A 20949-nucleotide genomic window follows, 5' to 3' on the forward strand; every position below is an offset into this window, starting at 1 on the left:
GCTGTCTTTCCAGGATGACGAAAATGCCACAGATCTATCCCAAGGCCTCCACCGCCGGCGCTGCCGCTGCCGAGAGCTCGCCCAAGTTCCCCGAGATCGAGGAACTGGTGCTCAAATACTGGCAGCAGGACGGCACGTTCCAGGCTTCCGTCGATGCCCGAGATGCCGGCGAAGATGGCGGGAATGAGTTCGTCTTCTACGATGGGCCGCCCTTCGCTAACGGGTTGCCGCACTACGGCCACCTGCTGACCGGCTACGTCAAGGACCTGGTAGCGCGCTACCAGACGCAGCGCGGCCACAAGGTGGAGCGCCGCTTCGGCTGGGACACGCACGGCCTGCCCGCCGAGCTGGAGGCGATGAAGCAGTTGGGCATGACGGACAAGAACCAGATCGTTGCCATGGGCATCGACAAGTTCAACGATGCCTGCCGCACGTCCGTGATGAAGTACGCCGATGAATGGCAGAACTACGTAACCCGCCAGGCCCGTTGGGTGGACTTCGAGAACGACTACAAGACGCTCAATGTCGAATACATGGAGTCGGTCATCTGGGCCTTCAAGCAGCTGCACGAGAAGGGCCTGACCTACCAGGGCTTCCGCGTTCTGCCCTACTGCTGGCGTGACGAGACTCCGCTGTCCAACCATGAGCTGCGGATGGACGACGACGTCTACAAGATGCGCCAGGACCAGACGGTCACGGTTACCTTCCCGATCCGCGCGGACGACTCGGAGAACCCCTTGGCCGCGGAGCTGGCCGGCGTCAACGCACTCGCCTGGACCACCACGCCGTGGACGCTGCCCACCAACGCAGCGCTCGCCGTCGGCCCTGAAATCAACTATGTGGTGCTGCCGGCCGGGTTGAATGGCTGGTTGGGCACCTCGGCGGTCGACCAAGCGAGCGCCCCGGTGGTCGACCAAGCGAGCGCCAGCAAGCGCGTGGAGACCAAGTTCCTGCTCGCTAAGGACCTCCTCGGCTCCTACGCCAAGGACCTGGGGTACGACGACGCCGCTGCCGCCGCCGAAGCGGTCACCGCCACCTACGCCGGCTCGCAGTTGGCCGGCCTGCGCTACGAGCCGCTGTGGGACTACTACACGGACACCGAAAAGTGGGGTACCAGCAATGGCTGGCAGGTCGTGGTGGCCGACTACGTGACCACCACCGACGGTACGGGCCTGGTCCACCAGGCGCCGGCGTTCGGCGAGGACGACCAGAAGATCTGCGAGGACAACGGCATCCCGGTGATCGTGTCCGTGGACGAGGGCGCCAAGTTCCTGTCCAATTTTGCCGAGGGCCCGCTGGCCGAGATCGCCGGCATGCAGGTGTTCGAGGCGAACAAGCCGATCACCCGCGTGCTGAAGGCCGAGGGCAGGCTGGTCCGGCAGGCCAGCTTCGAGCACAGCTATCCGCACTGCTGGCGTTGCCGCACGCCGCTGATCTACCGCGCCATCTCCTCCTGGTATGTGGAGGTGACCAAGTTCAAGGACCGGATGGTAGAGCTGAACCAGCAGATCAACTGGATCCCGGAAAACGTCAAGGACGGCCAGTTCGGCAAGTGGCTGGAAAACGCCCGCGACTGGTCCATCAGCCGCAACCGGTTCTGGGGTTCGCCCATCCCGGTGTGGGAATCGGACAACCCGGACTACCCTCGCCGCGAGGTCTACGGCTCGCTGGCCGAGCTGGAGGAAGCGTTCGGCAGTCTGCCGCGCAATCACGACGGCGAAGTGGACCTGCACCGTCCGTTTATCGATGACCTGGTCCGGCCCAACCCGGACGACCCCACCGGCCAGTCGATGATGCGCCGGGTGGAGGACGTGCTGGACGTCTGGTTCGACTCCGGTTCCATGCCGTATGCCCAAGTGCACTATCCGATGGAGAACAAGGACTGGTTCGACAGCCACAACCCGGCGGACTTCATCGTTGAGTACATCGGCCAGACCCGCGGCTGGTTCTACACCATGCACGTGCTGGCCACCGCGCTGTTCGATCGGCCGGCGTTCCGCAACGTGATCAGCCACGGCATCGTGCTCGGCTCGGACGGGCAGAAGATGTCCAAGAGCCTGCGCAACTACCCGGACGTGTCCGAGGTGCTGGACCGCGACGGTTCCGACGCCATGCGCTGGTTCCTGATGGCGTCCCCGATCCTGCGCGGCGGCAACCTGATCGTCACCGAGCAGGGCATCCGCGATGGCGTCCGCCAGGTGATGCTGCCGCTGTGGAACGTGTGGCACTTCTTCAAGCTCTACACCAACTCAGCGAACAACGGCGCCGGCTACGAGGCGGGCTCCGTCCTCGGCGATACCGCCCGGATTGATGGGATGGAGTCGCTGGACCGGTTCATCCTGGCCAACACCGGGGACCTGGTCCGCGATATAACCGCCGCGCTGGACGCCTACGACGTTTCCGGTGCCTGCGACGCGCTGCGCGAGTACCTGGACACGCTGACCAACTGGTACATCCGCCGCTCCCGCCAGCGCTTCTTTGACGAGGACCGCGACGCGTTCGACGTGCTCTACACCGCGCTGGAATCCGTGTGCCGGGTGGCCGCTCCGCTGCTGCCGCTGGTGACCGAGGAGATCTGGCGTGGGCTCACCGGCGGACGTTCGGTCCATCTGACCGACCTGCCCGACGCCGGTGAGTTCCCGCAGTTGGCCGAGTTGGTGGAACTGATGGATACCACCCGGCAGATCTGCTCGTCCGGCTCAAGCCTGCGCAAGGGCGCAAACCTGCGGGTGCGCCTGCCGCTGGCCTCGCTGACCGTAGTGGTGCCGGGCGCCGAGCGGCTCTCCGGCCAGTACGCGGTGATGATCCAGGACGAACTGAACATCAAGTCCGTCCGGCTGATCGACGCCGCCGACGCCTCGCCGGAAGAGTTCGGCATCTCGCAAAAGCTGGTGGTCAATGCCCGTGCCGCCGGTCCGCGGCTGGGCAAGAACGTGCAGCAGGCCATCAAGGCGGCCAAGTCCGGTGACTGGTCGGTGGACGACGCCGGTGTGGTCACCGCCGGGGGACTGGCGCTGGAGCCGTCGGAATACGCGTTGGAAACGGTGGTCGCCGAGGATGCCGCGGCGGGTGCCGCCGTCACCATGCTGCCCGGCGGCGGGTTCCTGGTCCTGGACACCACCGTGACTGCGGAGCTGGAGGCCGAGGGGGTGGCGCGCGACTATGTGCGCACTATCCAGCAGGCCCGCAAGGACGCCGGGCTGGTGGTCAGCGACCGCATCCGCACCACGGTGACGGCAGACCAGTCCGTGCTGGACGCCCTCACCCTGCACCAGGGGCTGGTCTCGCAGGAAACCCTCACCGTGGACCTTGTCCTGGTGGCCGGGGACGGCGATGCCGTGTCCGTGGAAAAGACCGGATCCTGAAGGGGCACCGACCATGAGTGATGAATTCGGCGTTGAGAGCGTCTACGCGGAACTGCTGGGCCGGGCCCCGGAAAACAAGATGGAACCGCGGATGGAACCGCTGTTCCGTGCGATGGACATCCTGGGCGAACCCAACAAGGCCTTTGCGAGCATCCACCTGACCGGGACCAACGGCAAGACGTCCACGGCCCGGATCATCGAGGCCGGCCTGCGGGCCCACGGGCTGCGCACCGGCCGCTACACCAGCCCGCACCTGTCCAAGGTCACCGAACGGATCAGCATCGACGGCGAGCCCGTCGCGGACGAGACGTTCGTCCGGGTCTGGGACGAGATCCGGCCCTACCTGGACATAGTGGACCAGGAGCTGAACGCCGAGGGCGAACCGCGGCTGACCTACTTCGAGTGCGTGACCATCCTCGCCATCGCCATCTTCGCCGACGAGCCGGTTGAAGTGGCAGTGGTCGAGGTCGGTCTGGGCGGCATCACCGACGCCACCAACGTAGTGGACGGCCAGGTCTCGGTGGTCACGCCGATCTCGCTGGACCACACGGACCTGCTGGGGGACACCACCGCGGACATCGCCCGGGAGAAGGCCGGCATCATCAAGAGCGGCGGCTTCCTGATCAGCGCCGCCCAGCCGCTGGATGCCGCCGAGGTGCTGCTGGAACAAGCGCGCGATGTGCAGGTGCCGTTCCGCTTCGAAGGCGTGGAATTCGGTGTCGAGTCCCGTAAGGTGGCGGTCGGCGGCCAGCAGCTGACTATCAACGGGCTGGCCGGCCGCTACGAGGACTTGATGCTGCCGCTGCATGGCGCGCATCAGGCCCAGAACGCCGCGGTGGCCGTGGCTGCGCTGGAGGCGTTCCTCGGCGGCGGGGAGAAAGAGCTTAACGTCGAGGTGCTCCGCGAGGCGTTCCTGGAGGTCACTTCGCCGGGCCGGCTGGAAGTGGTCCGGACCGCGCCCACCATCATCGTGGACGCCGCCCACAATCCCGAGGGGATGAAGGCCAGCGCGCAGGCCATCCTGGAGGCGTTCAACTTCACCACGCTGGTCCCGGTGGTCGGCGTGCTGCAGGAAAAGGACGCCATCGGACTGCTCCAGCAGTTGCGCGAGCAGCTCAAGGACCTCACCGATGAAATCTGCGTCACCACGTCCAACTCGCCCCGGGCCATCCCGGCCGAGCAGCTGGCCGAGGACGCCATGGCCGCCGGCTTCCCGGAGGACGCCGTCCACATTGCGCCCCGGCTGGATGACGCCATCGAATGGGCCGTGGGACGGGCCGAAGCCAACAACGACCTCTCCGGCGGCGTGCTGATCACGGGGTCCATCACCCTAGTCGCCGACGCCCGTATCCTGCTAGGAAAGTAACAAGATCCATGGCCAAACTGACCAAAGCCCAGCGCGAATGGCGTCCGGACACGCCCAAGAAACGGCGTTCGATTAAGACCATGTTCGCCTCCACCGTGCTGCTGCTGGAAGCCTTCGTTGCTTTCTTCGCCACGCTGGTGGTGTTCGGGCTCTACCGCGATGAGGTGTCGCCGGCGTTGATCCTGAGCCTCGGGATCGGCCTGAGCATCGTGCTGGTGCTCTGCTGCGCGCTACTGCGCCGCCCCGCCGGCTACGCCATCGGCTGGGGCCTGCAGGTGCTGCTGATCGCTACCGGCATCGTCGAACCGGTGATGTTCGTGGTCGGGCTGCTCTTCGCGCTGTCCTGGTGGTACGCGGTACGCACGGGCGGCCGGCTGGACCGTGAGAACGCACAGCGCGACGCTGAGCAGGCGGACTGGGAGCGCCAGCACGGCGGGGAATCAGGGGAATCAGGGGAAGCAGGCGCCGCAGCCGGCGACGTCCGCTGATCCGCACTCCTACCATCGGCCGCGGCAGTTCCGTCCGAGTCGGGGGCTGCCGGCCCGTCCCGTAGGATAAAACGGGGTTAATCGTGAAGCGAAGAGGAGAAATTGTGAGCGTTGAACGCACACTGGTACTGGTCAAGCCCGACGGCGTATCCCGCGGTCTCACCGGCAGCATCCTGGCCCGCATCGAGGCCAAGGGCTACACGCTGGCCGAACTGAAGCTGGTGGAACCCACCCGCGAGCTGCTGGAGAAGCACTACGAAGAGCATGTGGGCAAGCCGTTCTACGAGCCGCTGGTCGAGTTCATGCTCTCCGGCCCGGTGGCCGCCGCCGTGTTCGAGGGACACCGCGTTATTGAAGGCTTCCGGTCGCTGGCCGGCACCACCGACCCCACCACTGCCGCTCCCGGCACGATCCGCGGCGACTTTGGCCGCGATTGGGGCGTCAAGGTGCAGCAGAACCTGGTCCACGGTTCGGATTCGCCGGAGTCCGCCGATCGCGAGATCGGCATCTGGTTCTCCTAGGTCCAGCGCAACCAGACCCAGCCCAACGCACAGAGGCCGCGCCCCCGAATGAACGGGGACGCGGCCTCTGGCCGTTAAACCGAACCCGGCTGAGCCGAAAATCAGCTCAGCCGGAGATCGGCTCAGCCGGAGATCAGCGCCAACGGATTCAGCGCAGCAACATCAGCCCAGGAACGCGTCAATAAAGGCCAGGAAGATGGTCCCGGCGGTCACGATCCAGAGCAGCGCGGTGATGGTCCAGGCCCAGCTGCCGACAAAGCGGACCACGCCGGCGGGCGCCTTGATGACCCCGTGCGCCAGGTTCCGCGCCGTGGTGTGGACCATCATCGCGATCATCGCGGCCCAGACTCCCATGCAGTACAGGCACAGGATGTGGATGTCGTAGAGCGCCTGGCTCCACAACCAAACGATAAAGACGAAGCCCAGCGTGACGCCGGTCTGCAGGCCGATCCAGTACCAGCGGCGGAACCTTGCCCCGGCAAGGATCGCCAACGCCGTCGTCATGGGAACCGCGAAGGCGACGATGCCGATCAGCGGATTGGGGAAGCCGAAGAGCGAGGCTTGCCAGTGCAGGAACACCTTGCCGCAGGAGACCCACGGGTTGATGTCGCAGCTGGTCACGTGGCCCGGGTCCTGGTAGGTGGCCAGCCGCTCGAGCACCAGGATGCCGGACATGATCCAGCCGAAGATGCCGGTGACCAGCAGCAGCCAAGCGAATGGCTTCTCCCGGGCGATGCCGGGAACCTCGCTGTCCGGGCGGTGGCCGGAGGCGGTGGAGGCCAGGGATGTGGAGGGTTGCGCGTCGGTGTGCACCGTGTTCCTCGAGTTCGGGGGCATTTGGCTCGATTCTACGCCGGAGAGATGAGGCTAATACTCACCAAAACGTACCCGGTGTGAGAGAATGATCGTGGCTGATAGCGGCCCCACATGCTGCTATTGGTCCAGCGACAGGCTTCCAGGTCCGTCGGCGACGCTTCCCGAACAAGGAGCCCATCAATCCGGATGGGCGCTGGGAATCCGCCGGGCGGCCCTGCCGGTGAAGAGAAGATAGATACGGCAGACGGAAAAGCGCCGCTGGTCCCCGGGTGTGCCGCGCCCCACGTGATGGCGCGAGCTCGGGTGATACCAAGACGACTTTCGGTGGCGGGCAGCCTCAGGCGCCCGGACACCCGGCTACATGCCCCCGAGGGCACCGGGATGTGGCCGGTGCCGCAAGGGTTGGAGCATAACTTTAAATGGACAATGAACAGGTAATACCCGCTACCTCTACACCGGCCGACTCGCCGGAGGGAACAGCCAAGAAACAGCCGCGCCCCCGCCGCAAGCCCACCGTGTCCGCACCGTCGCAGGACCAGCTGGATGTGCAACTGCCCGCCGCGGGCGTTGATTCCACTAACGACGGCGGTGCCTCCGCCGCAACGCCGGGCACCGACACGGCTTCCGCGCCGGGGCTGCCGGCCGGAGTAGCTCCCGACGGCAGCCAGTCCGCGGCACCAGCGCCGGCAGCCGCCACCCGGACCCGCCGGCCGCGCAAGACCGCCGCCGAGAAGGCCGCCGAAGCAGCGGCCGCGCAGGCCGCGCAGCCGGGCGAGGCTTCCGCCGCGGCAGCAGAGACTGCTGCCGCAAGTGCGGCCGAACCCGCCGCCCCGGCTGCCGAGGCCGCACCTGCCGCCAAGGCCCGAACCCGCCAGCCGCGCAAGACCGCCGCGCAGAAGGCCGCTGAAGCGGCGGCCCAGGAAGCGGCACTGCAGGAAGGCACCGACGCGCAGCCTGCCGAGACCGCTGAAGCCGCCGGAGGAGCCGCTCCGGACGGCGTGCTGGACCCTGCCGTGCAAACCGACGCCGAAACCGCGGGCAAGCCGGCCCGCAAGCGCCGCAGCCGTGCAGCGCAGCCGGTTGAGCAGCCCGTCGATGCCGACGGCATCCTGGAGGCCGAAGGCGCGGAGGAACCCGCCGAAAAGCCGGCTGGCCGCCGTCGCACTGCCGCCACCACGCGGACCCGCCGCAGCACCGCCGCGCAGACCACCGAGGCTGCCGCAGCAGAACTGACCACCGCCGAAGGCGAGGCCCCCGCCGGCGCACCGGAGCCCGTAGCCGCGGAAGCTGACGCCTCCGGCGCCCAGGCAGCCATCGCCGAGCAGGCCGCCGGCACAGCGGCAGCCACCGAGCCAGCCGCCGCGGCAGTGGGCGAGCAGCCCGTGAAGGCGCCCTCCCGCCGTCGTCGTTCCACCAAGGCGGCGGCCCCCGCCGCCACGGAAGGAACGGAAGCCACCGCCGCGGAGCAGTCTGCTCCCGCAGCCGGGCCTGCCGCCGAGCCTGCCGCCGAAGCGGCTCAGGCCGAAGAAGCAGCAACGGAATCCGGTGCCGGGAACGATCCGTTCAGCATTCCGTCCTCGCCGGTATCCCTGCTCTTCCACGCCCCTGACCTGTCCGCCGTCGCCGCGGCCAAGCAGGAACCGGCCGCGTCAGCGGACTCCGAAGAGGAAGACGAAGACGGCGGCCAGCGCCGCAGCCGCCGGAACCGCCGCGGACGCACCCGAAACCGTGCCGAGGCCGAGACCGGCAGCGGCGAGGCGGGCGGCACCGAAGGAACCGACGAGGCCGCCGAAACCGCAGAAGAAAGCGCGGCGGGGGAGAAGGACGGCGTGACGTCGCGCCGCCGCCGTCGTCGTCGCCGCGGCGATGCCGATCTGGAACTCACCGGCGGCTCCGAGGATGATCCGCCCAATACGGTCACCCGCGTTCGGGCACCGCGTCCGGTGGCGGAGACGGCCCCCAGCAACAAGGTGGCGTCGGTCAAGGGCTCCACCCGGCTGGAGGCCAAGAAGCAGCGCCGCCGCGAATCCCGCGAGTCCGGCCGCCGCCGCCAGGTGATCACCGAGGCCGAGTTCCTGGCCCGCCGCGAATCCGTCGACCGCCAGATGGTGGTCCGCCAGCGCGACGACAGGATCCAGATCGGCGTGCTCGAAGACGGTGTGCTCGCCGAGCACTTCGTTTCCAAGACGCAGCAGGATTCGCTGATCGGCAACGTCTACCTGGGCAAGGTGCAGAACGTGCTGCCCAGCATGGAAGCGGCCTTCATCGACATTGGCCGCGGCCGCAACGCCGTGCTCTACGCCGGCGAGGTCAACTGGGACGCCGCCCACCTGGACGGACAGCCGCGCCGGATCGAGCTGGCGCTGAAGTCCGGCGACTCGGTGCTGGTGCAGGTGACCAAGGACCCGGTGGGCCACAAGGGCGCCCGCCTGACCAGCCAGATCTCGCTGCCGGGCCGCTTCCTGGTCTATGTGCCCGGCGGCTCGATGACCGGCATCTCGCGCAAGCTGCCCGATGTGGAACGCAACCGGCTGAAGAAGATTTTGAAGGAACATGTTCCGGACGGTGCCGGCGTAATTGTGCGCACCGCGGCCGAAGGCGCCAGTGAAGAAGAGCTGATGAATGACATCAACCGGCTGCGCGCGCAGTGGGAAGGCATCGAATCGCGTGCCGGCTCCACCAAGACGCTGGCACCGGAAATGCTCTACGCGGAGCCTGACCTGACCATCAAGGTGGTCCGCGACGTGTTCAACGAGGACTTCTCCAAGCTGGTAGTTTCCGGCGAGGAAGCCTGGGACACCATCGAGGCCTACGTGACCTACGTGGCCCCGGACCTGGTGGACCGGCTGGAAAAGTGGACCTCGGAGACGGACATCTTTGCCGCCCAGCGGCTGGACGAGCAGATCCACAAGGCGCTGGACCGCAAGGTGTTCCTGCCGTCCGGCGGCTCGCTGGTGATCGACCGCACCGAGGCGATGACCGTGGTGGACGTCAATACCGGCAAGTTCACTGGCTCCGGCGGCAACCTCGAAGAAACCGTCACCAAGAACAACCTGGAGGCGGCCGAGGAAGTGGTCCGCCAGCTGCGGCTGCGCGACATCGGCGGCATCATCGTCATCGACTTCATCGACATGGTGCTGGAGTCCAACCGGGACCTGGTGCTGCGCCGGCTGGTCGAGTGCCTGGGCCGCGACCGCACCAAGCACCAGGTGGCCGAGGTGACCTCGCTGGGCCTGGTCCAGATGACGCGCAAGCGGATGGGCACCGGGCTGCTGGAGGTCTTCGGCGAGCAGTGCGAGCATTGCGCCGGCCGCGGCGTGATCACCCACGACGAACCGGTCGAGCACCGCCGCGCCAGCGCCGCGACCGAGCACCACCAGGTCCGGATCGAGAAGCGTTCGGAGCGGCAGTCCCGCAGCGAGAAGCGCCGCAGCCGCGGCCAGAGCCAGCAGGAGTCGCCCGCAGAGACGCCGGCACCAGTGGTGCAGGAGGACGACGCCGAGCGCAAGGCCAAGGCCGAGGCCGCCCGCGCGGCACTGGCCAACATCGCCGCCGCGGCCCATGCCGCCCACGAGGCGGAAGAGCACCCCGAGGCGGCCAAGGCCAAACAGCAGGACGCCGAAGCAGCCCCCGCAGCCGGCGGCCCTCGCAAGCCCGAAGCCGCCGCCGCAACGGCCCCGGCGCAGGGCCAGCCTGCTGCCTCCGGCCGCAAGCGCCGGTCGCGCCGTGCCGACGATTCCGGCATCGCAGCAGCCGCTGCCGCCCCGGCAGCGACGGCCGACGAGGATGGCGGAGCGGGAGTGCTGAAGATCAACGGCGAGACCGTTGCCATTCCGCGTGCCACACATGCTCCGGTGGCCGCCCCGGCTGAGCCGTCGCTGACCTTGGAAAGCCTGACCGAGGCCTTCAACAAGGTCGCCCCGGTGGAGAAGCCGGAGCGGACCGCCCCGGCAGCCGCACCGGAGCCGGTCGCTGCCGGCCGGTCCGCTGCCGCCGAGCCTTCGGTGGCCGCTGACCAGGTCCGGCCCGCGGCCGCCACCGAGCCGCAGGCTCCTGCCGCAGCCCCGGTCCGCAAGCCGCGCCGCCGTCGTGCTGCCAGCAGCCCGCAGGGTGCGGCCGACGCTCCGGTGGAGACCGTGGATGTCTCCGTCGCTCCGGAAGGCAACGGCAGCCACCGGCACGCCGCAGCGGCGCCGGCAGCGCCCGCCTTGGCCGAGGCGGCGGCAGGCAAGTCCGAAGCCGCCGCTCCGCTGGTGCTGGGCGTGGGAGTGCCGGCCTCGGAGCTGTAGCAGCCAGTTTCAGCACAGGCCGCGGACCCTTTGGGGCCGCGGCCTGTGCCGTCCCCGCCGTGTCGCGGAGCGGAAATGCACGCGTCCCGGCATGACGGCAGTAGTATTACTAGGTGCGACCGAGCGGATTCCAGTCCGCCCGCGCCAGGTAAAGGATCACGCAGAGCCCCTCCGGCACTCCCGGAGCCGCTGGTTTGCGGCGGATAGCCGCAATAGCGTAATCTAGATCTTCGGTGCGTACGCCTTCGAAGGGTTTCCACCCGCAGGCGCGGATGCACAGTGCTTTCCAGGCCGTCATGAACGTGCCTGCGTATTCGAGCAAAAACTGTAATAAACGTCTAGAGAAGTGAGTTCCCAAGTGGTGTACGCGATTGTCCGCGCCGGCGGCCGCCAAGAAAAGGTTTCCGTTGGAGACCTCGTGACCCTTGACCGCGTCCCCGGTGAGGCTGGTAGCACCATCGAGCTGCCTGCTCTGCTCCTGGTCGACGGCGACAAGGTCACCTCTGCTGTCGATGCCTTGGCCAACGTCAAGGTCACCGCCGAGATCGTCGAGAATCTCCGCGGTCCGAAGATCGTCATCCAGAAGTACAAGAACAAGACCGGCTACAAGAAGCGCCAGGGCTACCGTTCTGCACTGACCAAGGTCAAGGTCACCGGAATCGCGTAAGCGGTCCGCTGACTTTCTGTAACGTTCCTAAGATCAAAAGGTAGGCAAAACAAATGGCACATAAGAAGGGTGCGAGTTCCACTCGCAACGGCCGCGACTCCAACGCTCAGTACTTGGGCGTCAAGCGCTTCGGTGGCCAGGTAGTTTCCGCCGGCGAGATCATCGTCCGCCAGCGCGGTACCCACTTCCACCCCGGCGCCAACGTCGGCCGTGGCGGCGACGACACGCTGTTCGCCCTTGAGGCCGGTGCCGTTGAGTTCGGTACCCGCCGCGGACGCCGCGTTGTCAACATCGTGGCAGCGGCTGCGGAGTAATCTTCCAGCAGCAAAATGCTTTCCAGTGAGGCGGGCCGACGGTCCGCCTCACTGGTGTTTTAACCAGACTAGAATCACTGGTGGGCCGTTTCAGTTCTGGCCCATCGGCATAGAGGAGATCGATCACGTGGCAACATTCGTTGACCGGGTAGTCCTGCACGTTTCCGGCGGATCCGGTGGCCACGGTTGCGTCTCCGTCAAGCGCGAGAAGTTCAAGCCCCTGGGCGGGCCCGACGGCGGCAACGGCGGCAATGGCGGCGACGTGATCCTCCGCGTGGACAGCCAGACCACCACGCTGCTGGACTACCACCACGCCCCGCACCGCCATGCCACCAACGGCGGGCCCGGGATGGGGGACTGGCGCGGCGGCAAGAACGGCGCCACGCTGGTGCTGCCCGTGCCGGACGGCACGGTGGTCAAGACGAAGAACGGCGATGTGCTCGCCGACTTGGTGGGCGACGGCACCGAGTTCGTGGCCGCCGCCGGCGGCCAGGGCGGGCTCGGCAACTCCGCGCTGGCATCGGCCAAGCGCAAGGCCCCCGGGTTCGCCCTGCTGGGCATTCCGGGCGACGAGCGGGACATCGTCCTGGAGCTGAAGTCCATCGCCGATGTGGCGCTGGTCGGCTTCCCCTCCGCGGGCAAGTCCAGCCTGATTGCGGCCATGTCCGCTGCGCGCCCGAAGATCGCAGACTACCCGTTCACCACACTGGTGCCGAACCTGGGCGTGGTGCAGGCAGGCGACGTGCGGTTCACCATCGCCGATGTGCCCGGGCTGATCGAAGGCGCCAGCGAGGGCAAGGGGCTGGGCCACAACTTCCTGCGCCACGTGGAGCGCTGCGCGGCCATGGTGCATGTGCTGGACTGCGCCGCGCTGGAAGCGGACCGCGACCCGCTGTCCGACCTGGACATCATCGAGCGCGAACTGGAACAGTACGCCGTGGACATGAGCTACGCCGGTGCCGACGGCGACGTGGTCCCGCTGAACGAGCGCCCCAAGCTGGTGGCGCTGAACAAGGTTGACGTGCCGGACGGCCGCGACATGGCCGAGTTTGTGCGCCCCGAGCTGGAAAAGCGCGGATACCGAGTCTTCGAAGTGTCGGCCTCCAGCCACGAGGGCCTGCGCCAACTGGGCTTCGCCATGGCCGAGATCGTCACCAAGGCCCGCGCCGAAGTGAAGGCCGCCCCGCCGAAGGTCGCGCCTGCCGTGCTGCGCCCGCGGTCCGTGAACGACCGCGGCTTCATCATCCGCCGTGAAGAGAAGAACCTGGAACCGCTGTTCCGGGTGCTGGGCGACAAGCCCGAGCGCTGGGTCAAGCAGACCGACTTCAACAACGACGAAGCCGTGGGCTACCTCTCCGACCGGCTGGCCAAGCTGGGGGTCGAGGACCAGCTGTTCAAGTCCGGAGCGCGCCCGGGGGACACCGTGGTGATCGGCGAGGACGACGCAGTGGTCTTCGACTGGGAGCCCACCATGGCCGCCGGCGCGGAGCTGCTGTCCTCCCCGCGCGGCACCGACCTGCGCCTGATGGAGTACATCCGGCCCACCCGCGAAGAGAAGCGCGAGCAGTACCAGGAGCGCAAGGAGGCCAGGGCCGCCACCCGCGCCGAGCTCGAGGCCGAGCGCAAGTCAGGAGTCTGGATCGAGAAGGAAGACCATGACGACGACGATGAGCTCTGAGCCGGCCACGGCAGCCGGCCGGACCCTGCTGGCCACGGCGGATCGCCTCGTGATCAAGGTCGGCTCGTCCTCGCTGACCTCGGTGGCCGGAGGCATCTCCGAGGAGGCGCTGCTGTCCCTGGTGGAAGTCCTGGCAACGCGCCGCAATGCCGGCACCGAAGTCATCCTGGTGTCCTCCGGAGCCATCGCCGCCGGACTGGCCCCGCTGGGCCTGGGCCGCCGGCCCAAGGACCTGGCCACCCAGCAGGCCGCGGCCAGCGTGGGACAGGGCCTGCTGATGGCCCGCTACACGCAGGCCTTCGGCGCCCGCGGCATCACTGTCAGCCAGGTGCTGCTGACCGCCGAGGACCTGATGCGCCGCCAGCACTACGCCAACGCCTACCGGGCGATGCACCGGCTGCTGCACCTCGGCGTCGTCCCTGTGGTCAACGAGAACGACACCGTGGCCACGCACGAAATCCGCTTCGGCGACAACGACCGGCTGGCCGCGCTGGTGGCGCACCTGGTCAAGGCCGACGCGCTGCTGCTGCTGTCCGACGTCGATGCGCTCTACGACGGTCCGCCCAAGGACGGTGCGCAGCGGATTCCGCTGGTGTCCGGGCCGGAGGATCTGGATGGCGTGAACATCGGCCGCACCGGCGCCGCGGGTGTCGGCACAGGCGGCATGATGACCAAGGTCGAAGCCGCCGGAATCGCGGCCGGCTCGGGCATCCCGGCACTGGTCACGTCCACGCCGAACGCGGCCCGCGCGCTGGCCGGCGAGGACGTGGGAACCTGGTTTGCGGTCAGCGGCACCCGCCGGCCGCCGCGGCTGCTGTGGCTGGCGCACTTGGCCTCCGTGCAGGGCCGGCTCATCCTTGACGACGGCGCCGTGCAGGCCGTGCGGGACAAGCACCGGTCGCTGCTGCCGGCCGGCATCGTCTCGGTCAAGGGCGACTTCGAACCGGGGGATCCGGTGGAACTGGCCGACGGCGACGGCCGGGTGGTGGCCCGCGGCCTGGTCAACTTCTCCTCCTATGAACTGCCGCGGATGCTCGGCCGCTCCACCAAGGAACTCGCGGCGTCGCTGGGCCGGCAGTACGAACGCGAAATCATCCACGTCGACGATCTGGTGGTGCTCTGAACCACCCCGCCGCCGGGCCGACGGCGTAACGTGACCTCCGTCGTCGTGCTTCCCATGGCGCACCGGCTAAAATCTGCTGTATGACCCAGACAGCCTCTTCCCAGCCCACGACCGAAGCGACCCAGGACGGCCAGAAGCCGGATGCCGCCGCGGCCGTTGAGGCCATTGCGGTCCGGTCCCGGAACGCAGCGCGGCGGATGGCACGGGCCAACCGGGCGTGGAAGGACAAGGCGCTGCGGGAGATCGCCGAGTCGCTGGTCGCCAAACGCGACGTGGTGCTGCAGGCCAACCGCCAAGACCTGGAAGAAGGCAAGGCAAACGGCACCAGCGCCGCGCTGCTGGACCGGCTGACGCTGGACACCAAGCGGATCGATGGGCTGGCCGCCGCACTGGAGAACCTTGCCGCGCTGCCTGATCCGGTGGGGACCGTGATGCGCGGACAGACCCTGCCGAACGGGCTGCGGCTGCGCCAAGTCCATGTCCCGATGGGCGTTGTGGCCGCCATCTACGAGGCACGCCCGAACGTCACCGTGGACATCGCCGGCCTGGCGCTCAAGAGCGGCAATGCCGTGATCCTGCGCGGCGGCAGCGCTGCCCGGCACACCAATGTTGCGCTGCTGGGCATCATCCGCGATGCGCTGGACCGGGTGGGCCTGCCCTCCGACGCGGTGCAGAGCGTGGACGACTACGGCCGGGACGGCGCCAACGCCCTGATGCAGGCGCGCGGGCTGGTGGACGTGCTGATTCCGCGCGGCGGCCGCGAGTTGATCCAGTCTGTGGTCAACAACGCGAAGGTGCCGGTGATCGAGACTGGCGAAGGCAACGTCCACATCTACCTGGACGAGTCCGCGGGCACGGAGATGGCCGTGGACATCCTGCTCAACGCCAAGACGCAGCGGCCGTCGGTGTGCAACACCGTGGAGACCCTGCTGGTGCACCGCGATGCCGCGGCCACGGCAGATGTGCTCGCAGCCCTGGCCGGTGCCGGAGTGCGGCTGCACGTGGACCAGCGCGTGGCCGGCATCCTGCCGTCCGGCGTCGAAGCGACCGCCGCCACCGACGAGGATTGGGCCCGCGAATACATGGACCTGGACCTTGCGGTGGCCATGGTGGACTCCATGGACGATGCGCTGCGGCACATCCGGACCTGGACCACAGGGCACACCGAAGCGATCCTTACCAATGACCTGCGCAACGCTGAGCGGTTCATCGCAGAGATCGATTCGGCCGCGGTGATCGTCAACGCCTCCACCCGGTTTACCGACGGCGGGGAACTTGGTCTGGGCGCTGAGGTGGGTATTTCCACGCAGAAGATGCATGCCCGCGGCCCGATGGGCCTGCGTGAGCTGACCACTACCAAATGGATCGTGCAGGGCGACGGCCAGGTCCGCGACTGAACCTGTAGCGAGCCGGCGCAGTTCCGGCGCTGAATCACGGTTCCGCTGCCGGAACGCGTACCATGAGTAGGAAGCCATATCCCCGTCCGCCTGAGCGCGGCCGGACTGAAAACATCAAGGGAGAATCATGCTGTCTCAGGTCCTCGACGCCGCACTGGTGGCCAGCGAAGCCGCCCACGTCGAACTTCCGGTCCCCGCGTGGGCCATCGGCGTCGGATTCATGACGCTGTTCGTGCTCCTGATGTTTGCCACGATCGCGTTCACCAGCGTGGGCCAGCGCCACTCGGCCGTCGAGGAGCAGGTGGACCCGCACCGCCAGTTCCCGAACAAGCACGACCACGGCCAAGCCGCGCGCCACTAGCCGTTCGTGCTCGCGCTGCCTGTTGAAGCCCCGCAAGCCGGAGAACTGCACCTCACTTACCCGGGGCGCAAGCTCCGGCTTGGCGTCATGGGCGGAACATTCGATCCGATCCACCACGGACACTTGGTGGCAGCCAGCGAGGTAGCGTCCGTGTTCGGCCTGGATGAGGTGGTCTTCGTACCTACCGGCCAGCCGTGGCAGAAGACTGGGCGCGACGTCAGTCCGGCCGAACACCGCTACCTGATGACGGTGATCGCCACGGCATCCAACCCGAGGTTCACGGTCAGCCGGGTGGACATCGAACGTCCGGGCCTGACCTACACCATTGATACGTTGCGGGACCTGCGCGCGGCGCGACCCGACGCCGAACTGTTCTTCATCACCGGCGCGGACGCGCTGGCCCAGATCATGTCCTGGAAGGACATCGACGAGTTGTGGTCGCTGGCGCACTTTGTGGGCGTGACCAGGCCGGGGCATGAACTGCATAATCTGGGCCGCAAGGACGTCAGCCTGCTGGAGGTTCCTGCGATGGCCATTTCCTCCACGGATTGCCGGGAGCGCGTGGGCGAGGACCAGCCCGTCTGGTACCTGGTTCCGGACGGCGTAGTACAGTACATAGCCAAGTACGGTCTCTACCGGCGCTCGTCGCAGGGCGCCGCAGTGACGAGCCAACTTGAACCGAGCCAATGAAATCAGTCGTTTATTACTGGGTGATCAGCAAAGCATGAGCAATCAATCCCAGCCGCCGCGCAGCCGCCGGGACCTCCGGAGGCAGCGCGATGGCGCCGTTACGGGTCCGGAGTCTGCCTCCGGGATCGTCCCGCGGGCACCGGATGCCCAAGCAAGTGCCCCGGTCGACGGCGGGGGAGACGCTCCCGCAGCCTCCGGCGACGCAGCCCCTCCAGCCTCCCGCGAACGCCAGGGCGAACGCTCCTCGCAGACCCGCGCCCGCGAGCGTGAAGCACGCCGTGCGCTCAAGACCCTGACCGCAGCCCTGCCGCAGATCCCCGCCCCGGAGCGGGAACAGGTGCCTACCCGGCGCCAGCTGCGCCAACAGCAATTGCAGCGTGAAAACCCCGGTCTCGCCCCCGAGGCGCCGGTGGATGGCCCCGCCCGTACCACGGGCACCGCTGGCGGCCGTGCCGGTGGCCCCGGCGTTCCGGCTGCCGATCCCGCCCGTTCGTCGGCCAAGCCAACGGACAGTCGCGTCCGCACCGCGGCTCAGCCTGCGGATGGCCGGGCCCGGACCTCGGCGGCTCCGGCCGACGCCCCGTATGAGCCACAGCGTCCACCGATCGAAGGCGGCCGCCGTGCCCGGCGCAGCGGCGACACCGGCCGGCACCCGGTCCAACCGCAGGCCGAGGGACAGGAACCACAGCTCTCCGCCGCCGGACGCGAGGCAGTCGACGCCGGAGAGATGAGCGTGGAGCAGGCCCTGGCCGCCCGCGACCTGCTGATGGGCCAGGCCAAGAACATGGTCGCCATGATGGAGGCTCGGCAGGAAGAGTCTCCGCATGAGGTGGACCTGGAACTGCTGGCGCAGCAGAAGGCCCTGGCCGAGCGTGCCGCAGTCCTCAACCGCCGGGCTGCCGATAAGAAGCGGCTCAGCGACGAGAACGAACAGCGCCGGCACTCGGCCACGGACCGGCCAATAGCGGACATCGCTTCGGCACCGATGGAGTTTGTGGCCGTGCCGGGATCCGACCAACACGTGCTCCGGCCGTCCTCGACGTCCTATGTTCCCGTGGTGACGACGCCGGTAGCGCCGGCTCCGACGCCGACGCCTCCTGCCCGGCAGACTGGCTCCGCACGGCAGGCAGCCCCCGCGCAGCGGCGGCCCGCAGCGCAGGTACCGAAGCCGGAAGCTTCCGCCGCAACCCGGGCTGTGCCGGTGCCGCGGGAAGCGAAGCCCGCACCCAGCGCCGCCCAGGCAACGGGTGCCGCGCCGCGGTCAAAGATCCTGGCCGAAGCCGAAGCGCTGGCCGGGGGACGCAGCGCTACCATCCACCCGCTTAAGGCCAGCAGCGCCCACGGACTGGATCCACTCGACGCCCGGACCGCGGGGCTGGCCCGCGTCCATCGGACCCGGCTTGCCGTCGGTGCCGCACTGGTGCTTGGCGCCGCTGCCTTCGCAGCGGGAATCGCCATGATGCTTGGACTTTTCGGCGGCTGAAGCCGCCAATCACTAGCTGGTTCACATTTCAAGGAGACACATGACCGCACCCGAAAGCTCTATCGCCATTGCGCGCACCGCCGCCAAGGCAGCCAGCGACAAGATCGCCGAGGACATCGTCGCCATCGATGTCAGCGAGCGGCTGGCCATCACTGATGTGTTCCTGATCGCCTCGGCGCAGACCGAACGGCAGGTCAACGCGATCGTCGACGGCATCGAAGAGGAACTGCACAAGCAGGACCTGCGCCCGGTCCGCCGTGAAGGCCGCTCCGAAGGACGCTGGGTACTGCTGGACTACGCCGGCGTTGTCATCCATGTGCAGCACCAGGAAGACCGCGTCTTCTATGCCCTGGAACGGCTGTGGAAGGATTGCCCGTCCATCGACCTGCAACTGGACGAGAAGCCGGCGTCAACGGGGACTGAGTAGCCGAGGGGGAACGTGGCACCTGCGGCAGGGGACCGTTCTGCGCGGCGCCGGTGGCACGTTCCGAACCCGTCTGCTGATTTGGAATCCGTGCCGTTCTCTGCATAGAATATTCAAGTTGCTTCGAAGGAAGCGGCACGGAATCCGCAAGGATAACGGGGCTGTGGCGCAGCTGGTAGCGCACCTGCATGGCATGCAGGGGGTCAGGGGTTCGAGTCCCCTCAGCTCCACTCGTGAAAACACCATCGGTGATATTCACACAGTGGAATACAGGCCGATACGTCGGCAAAGACTTCCATTTCAAGGGGCTGTGGCGCAGCTGGTAGCGCACCTGCATGGCATGCAGGGGGTCAGGGGTTCGAGTCCCCTCAGCTCCACCAAGATGATGTGTTAGACATCTTTTGCACGGATGATCACGCTGATGGTAAACACCCCGGTCTTCGGACCGGGGTGTTTTCTTTGTCCGGCCTGCGCCGTCCTCAGAGGAACTTTGACAGTGCCGTGATGAGGCGGTCGATCTCAGCGTCGTCGTTGTAGGGTGCGAGTCCAACGCGCATGCCGGCATCGACAGCGAGCTTGAGGGCTTGGAAGGGCTCGTGGGCGTAGAAGCTACCGGCGGGAGCGAGGATGTCCTGGTCTGCAAGGAACTGAGAGACTTCGTTTGCGTTCTTGTCGCGGAAGGTAAAGAACAGTGTCGGGGTGCGCTCTGCTGCGGTCGAGTGAATGGTGATGCGGTCCCCGAGGTCGGCGAGACCTTCTTCGATGCGCTGACGCAGCCGCACTTCGTGGTGCTCGATGAGGTGGTGGGCAGCGATTAGCCGTTCCCGCCGCGGGCCCTTGTCCGGCGCGAGCCCCGCGATGAAGTCCACAGCCGCGGTTGTGCCGGCCATGATTTCGTAGGGCAAAGTGCCGAGCTCGAATCGCTCGGGGACCTTGTTGGTAGAAGGTAGCAGCTTGTCAGGTTTCAGGGTCTCCAGCAGGCCGGGTTCGGCGGCGAGAGCGGCGCAGTGCGGCCCGAAGAACTTATACGGCGAACAAGTGAAGAAGTCCGCACCCAGCGCCTTGATGTCGACTGCGGCGTGGGCTGTGTAATGCACGCCATCGACATAAACGAGGGCGCCGACCTCGTGTGCGCGTGCCGCGATTCGCGCGACCGGGGGCATGGTGCCCAGCAGGTTGGAAGCAGCGGTGACGGCAACCAGCCTAGTGTGCTCATTGATGATCTCGTCGACAGTGGATAGATCAAGTTCTGCGGTGCCGGCGTCGAACGGAATCCAGCGGACGGTGACGCCGGCTGTTTCGGCGGCCTGGAGCCAGGGCCGGATGTTTGAGTCGTGGTCGAGCCCAGAGACGACGATCTGGTCATCTGGTTTCCACGTCTTTGCCAGAGTGCGCGAGAAGTCGTAGGCAATCTGCGTGGCGCTGCGCCCGTACACGATCCCCTCGGCAGAGGCGCCGAGCAGGTCGGCTACGGCGGTGCGGAAACCCGAGACGGCGTTCTCGGCATTGCGTTCGCTGGCGACCAATGTGCCGCGGTTGGACAACGGACCGGTCAAGGTGCGGGCAATCGCCTGTCCCACAACCGCTGGCGTTTGCGTGCCTCCGGGGCCGTCAAAATGAGCCAGTCCAGACGTCAGTGACGGGAACTCGGCGCGGAGGGCGGAAACATCGATCGTCATGCTGCTCCTTAGTTTTTGAGTGCGCTTGTGCTTGTCGAGCACGAAGACCGCCACTGCTCACGTGTGTCGAGCGTGACACCACCGGCGTCCATTGCCAAGGAGGCTTCCATGTTTGCTCTGCGTCCCCCCGGTCTTCAGGCCCGGAAGCGCGCAGGCTCGGGCGGCCCTCCTGGCGTCATTGCTGAGCGGGCCGGAGGAGGACTGTCCGGGAATGCCTGCCGTCCGCGGGGGATCCCGACAGCCACGCTCCAAGCGAGGCCAGTGTGTTGCGCAGGACGCATCCACTTG

Annotated in this window: 16 protein-coding genes and 2 tRNA genes; 16 read left to right on the forward strand and 2 right to left on the reverse strand. The window is 67.5% G+C overall.

Annotated elements, in window-relative coordinates; genetic code table 11:
• The first annotated feature begins 14 nt into the window (after positions 1 to 14).
• The 4 genes from ileS to ndk all read left to right on the forward strand — a co-directional run bounded on the left by ileS (position 15) and on the right by ndk (position 5740).
• Positions 15 to 3365: an isoleucine--tRNA ligase gene (gene ileS / locus ACWF5H_RS05390; RefSeq protein ID WP_452035412.1), complete on the forward strand. Its 3351-nt coding sequence runs from the start codon at positions 15 to 17 to the stop codon at positions 3363 to 3365.
• Between the two features lie 13 nt (positions 3366 to 3378).
• Complete coding sequence (locus ACWF5H_RS05395; RefSeq protein ID WP_452035414.1) at positions 3379 to 4731, forward strand: bifunctional folylpolyglutamate synthase/dihydrofolate synthase; 1353 nt, start codon at positions 3379 to 3381, stop codon at positions 4729 to 4731.
• A gap of 8 nt (positions 4732 to 4739) precedes the next feature.
• Complete coding sequence (locus ACWF5H_RS05400; protein WP_452035416.1) at positions 4740 to 5219, forward strand: DUF4233 domain-containing protein; 480 nt, start codon at positions 4740 to 4742, stop codon at positions 5217 to 5219.
• 104 nt (positions 5220 to 5323) lie between these two features.
• Positions 5324 to 5740, forward strand: coding sequence for a nucleoside-diphosphate kinase (gene ndk / locus ACWF5H_RS05405; protein WP_452035418.1), 417 nt, complete (start codon positions 5324 to 5326; stop codon positions 5738 to 5740).
• A 162-nt stretch (positions 5741 to 5902) separates the two neighbouring features.
• Here ndk and ACWF5H_RS05410 read toward each other — a convergent pair whose 3' ends face one another.
• A complete protein-coding gene (locus tag ACWF5H_RS05410) occupies positions 5903 to 6577 on the reverse strand; it encodes a vitamin K epoxide reductase family protein (protein WP_452035419.1) in 675 nt (224 codons plus the stop codon).
• Between the two features lie 398 nt (positions 6578 to 6975).
• On the opposite strand from ACWF5H_RS05410, the gene ACWF5H_RS05415 reads away from it, so the two are divergent.
• The 12 genes from ACWF5H_RS05415 (at position 6976) to ACWF5H_RS05470 (ending at position 19362) form a co-directional block, all read left to right on the forward strand.
• Positions 6976 to 10845, forward strand: coding sequence for an Rne/Rng family ribonuclease (locus tag ACWF5H_RS05415; RefSeq protein ID WP_452035421.1), 3870 nt, complete (start codon positions 6976 to 6978; stop codon positions 10843 to 10845).
• 358 nt (positions 10846 to 11203) lie between these two features.
• Positions 11204 to 11512 carry a 50S ribosomal protein L21 gene (gene rplU, locus ACWF5H_RS05420; RefSeq protein WP_127513859.1) on the forward strand — a complete coding sequence of 103 codons (309 nt, stop codon included), beginning with the start codon at positions 11204 to 11206 and terminating at the stop codon, positions 11510 to 11512.
• Positions 11513 to 11565: 53 nt separating this feature from the next.
• Entirely contained in the window at positions 11566 to 11826 is a 261-nt protein-coding gene (gene rpmA, locus ACWF5H_RS05425) for a 50S ribosomal protein L27 (protein WP_364647114.1), read from the forward strand.
• 127 nt (positions 11827 to 11953) lie between these two features.
• Complete coding sequence (gene obgE, locus ACWF5H_RS05430) at positions 11954 to 13504, forward strand: GTPase ObgE (protein ID WP_452035423.1); 1551 nt, start codon at positions 11954 to 11956, stop codon at positions 13502 to 13504.
• Positions 13482 to 14627, forward strand: a complete 1146-nt coding sequence (gene proB / locus ACWF5H_RS05435; protein ID WP_452035425.1) for a glutamate 5-kinase — start codon at positions 13482 to 13484, stop codon at positions 14625 to 14627. The genes obgE and proB overlap by 23 nt, the downstream gene beginning before the upstream one ends.
• An 80-nt stretch (positions 14628 to 14707) precedes the next feature.
• On the forward strand, positions 14708 to 16024 hold the full coding sequence (locus ACWF5H_RS05440) for a glutamate-5-semialdehyde dehydrogenase (protein ID WP_452035427.1): 1317 nt from the start codon (positions 14708 to 14710) through the stop codon (positions 16022 to 16024).
• 127 nt (positions 16025 to 16151) lie between these two features.
• The gene (locus ACWF5H_RS05445) at positions 16152 to 16385 is read left to right on the forward strand and encodes a hypothetical protein (protein WP_364647123.1); all 234 of its coding nucleotides are present in this window, start codon (positions 16152 to 16154) and stop codon (positions 16383 to 16385) included.
• 45 nt (positions 16386 to 16430) lie between these two features.
• Positions 16431 to 17075 carry a nicotinate-nucleotide adenylyltransferase gene (gene nadD, locus ACWF5H_RS05450; protein WP_364647864.1) on the forward strand — a complete coding sequence of 215 codons (645 nt, stop codon included), beginning with the start codon at positions 16431 to 16433 and terminating at the stop codon, positions 17073 to 17075.
• 34 nt (positions 17076 to 17109) lie between these two features.
• Positions 17110 to 18558, forward strand: a complete 1449-nt coding sequence (locus tag ACWF5H_RS05455; protein ID WP_452035429.1) for a hypothetical protein — start codon at positions 17110 to 17112, stop codon at positions 18556 to 18558.
• Between the two features lie 40 nt (positions 18559 to 18598).
• Complete coding sequence (gene rsfS, locus ACWF5H_RS05460; protein WP_452035431.1) at positions 18599 to 18985, forward strand: ribosome silencing factor; 387 nt, start codon at positions 18599 to 18601, stop codon at positions 18983 to 18985.
• Positions 18986 to 19139: 154 nt separating this feature from the next.
• Positions 19140 to 19212 (forward strand) — tRNA-Ala (locus tag ACWF5H_RS05465).
• A gap of 74 nt (positions 19213 to 19286) precedes the next feature.
• A tRNA-Ala gene (locus ACWF5H_RS05470) sits at positions 19287 to 19362 on the forward strand.
• A gap of 99 nt (positions 19363 to 19461) precedes the next feature.
• On the opposite strand, the gene ACWF5H_RS05475 is transcribed toward ACWF5H_RS05470, so the two are convergent.
• Positions 19462 to 20715, reverse strand: a complete 1254-nt coding sequence (locus ACWF5H_RS05475) for a cysteine desulfurase-like protein (RefSeq protein ID WP_452035433.1) — start codon at positions 20713 to 20715, stop codon at positions 19462 to 19464.
• Between the last annotated feature and the right edge of the window lie 234 nt (positions 20716 to 20949).

Source organism: Arthrobacter sp. NPDC055138 (assembly GCF_053607305.1).

Excerpts from the sequence above, each read along its gene's own strand:
- ACWF5H_RS05455 (WP_452035429.1), top strand. The coding sequence starts at position 17,110 with ATGAGCAATCAATCCCAGCCGCCGCGCAGCCGCCGGGACCTCCGGAGG.
- ACWF5H_RS05395 (WP_452035414.1), top strand. The coding sequence starts at position 3,379 with ATGAGTGATGAATTCGGCGTTGAGAGCGTCTACGCGGAACTGCTGGGC.
- ACWF5H_RS05400 (WP_452035416.1), top strand. The coding sequence starts at position 4,740 with ATGGCCAAACTGACCAAAGCCCAGCGCGAATGGCGTCCGGACACGCCC.
- rsfS (WP_452035431.1), top strand. The coding sequence starts at position 18,599 with ATGACCGCACCCGAAAGCTCTATCGCCATTGCGCGCACCGCCGCCAAG.
- ileS (WP_452035412.1), top strand. The coding sequence starts at position 15 with ATGACGAAAATGCCACAGATCTATCCCAAGGCCTCCACCGCCGGCGCT.
- ACWF5H_RS05415 (WP_452035421.1), top strand. The coding sequence starts at position 6,976 with ATGGACAATGAACAGGTAATACCCGCTACCTCTACACCGGCCGACTCG.
- ACWF5H_RS05440 (WP_452035427.1), top strand. The coding sequence starts at position 14,708 with ATGACCCAGACAGCCTCTTCCCAGCCCACGACCGAAGCGACCCAGGAC.
- ACWF5H_RS05445 (WP_364647123.1), top strand. The coding sequence starts at position 16,152 with ATGCTGTCTCAGGTCCTCGACGCCGCACTGGTGGCCAGCGAAGCCGCC.
- proB (WP_452035425.1), top strand. The coding sequence starts at position 13,482 with ATGACGACGACGATGAGCTCTGAGCCGGCCACGGCAGCCGGCCGGACC.
- ACWF5H_RS05410 (WP_452035419.1), bottom strand. The coding sequence starts at position 6,577 with ATGCCCCCGAACTCGAGGAACACGGTGCACACCGACGCGCAACCCTCC.
- rpmA (WP_364647114.1), top strand. The coding sequence starts at position 11,566 with ATGGCACATAAGAAGGGTGCGAGTTCCACTCGCAACGGCCGCGACTCC.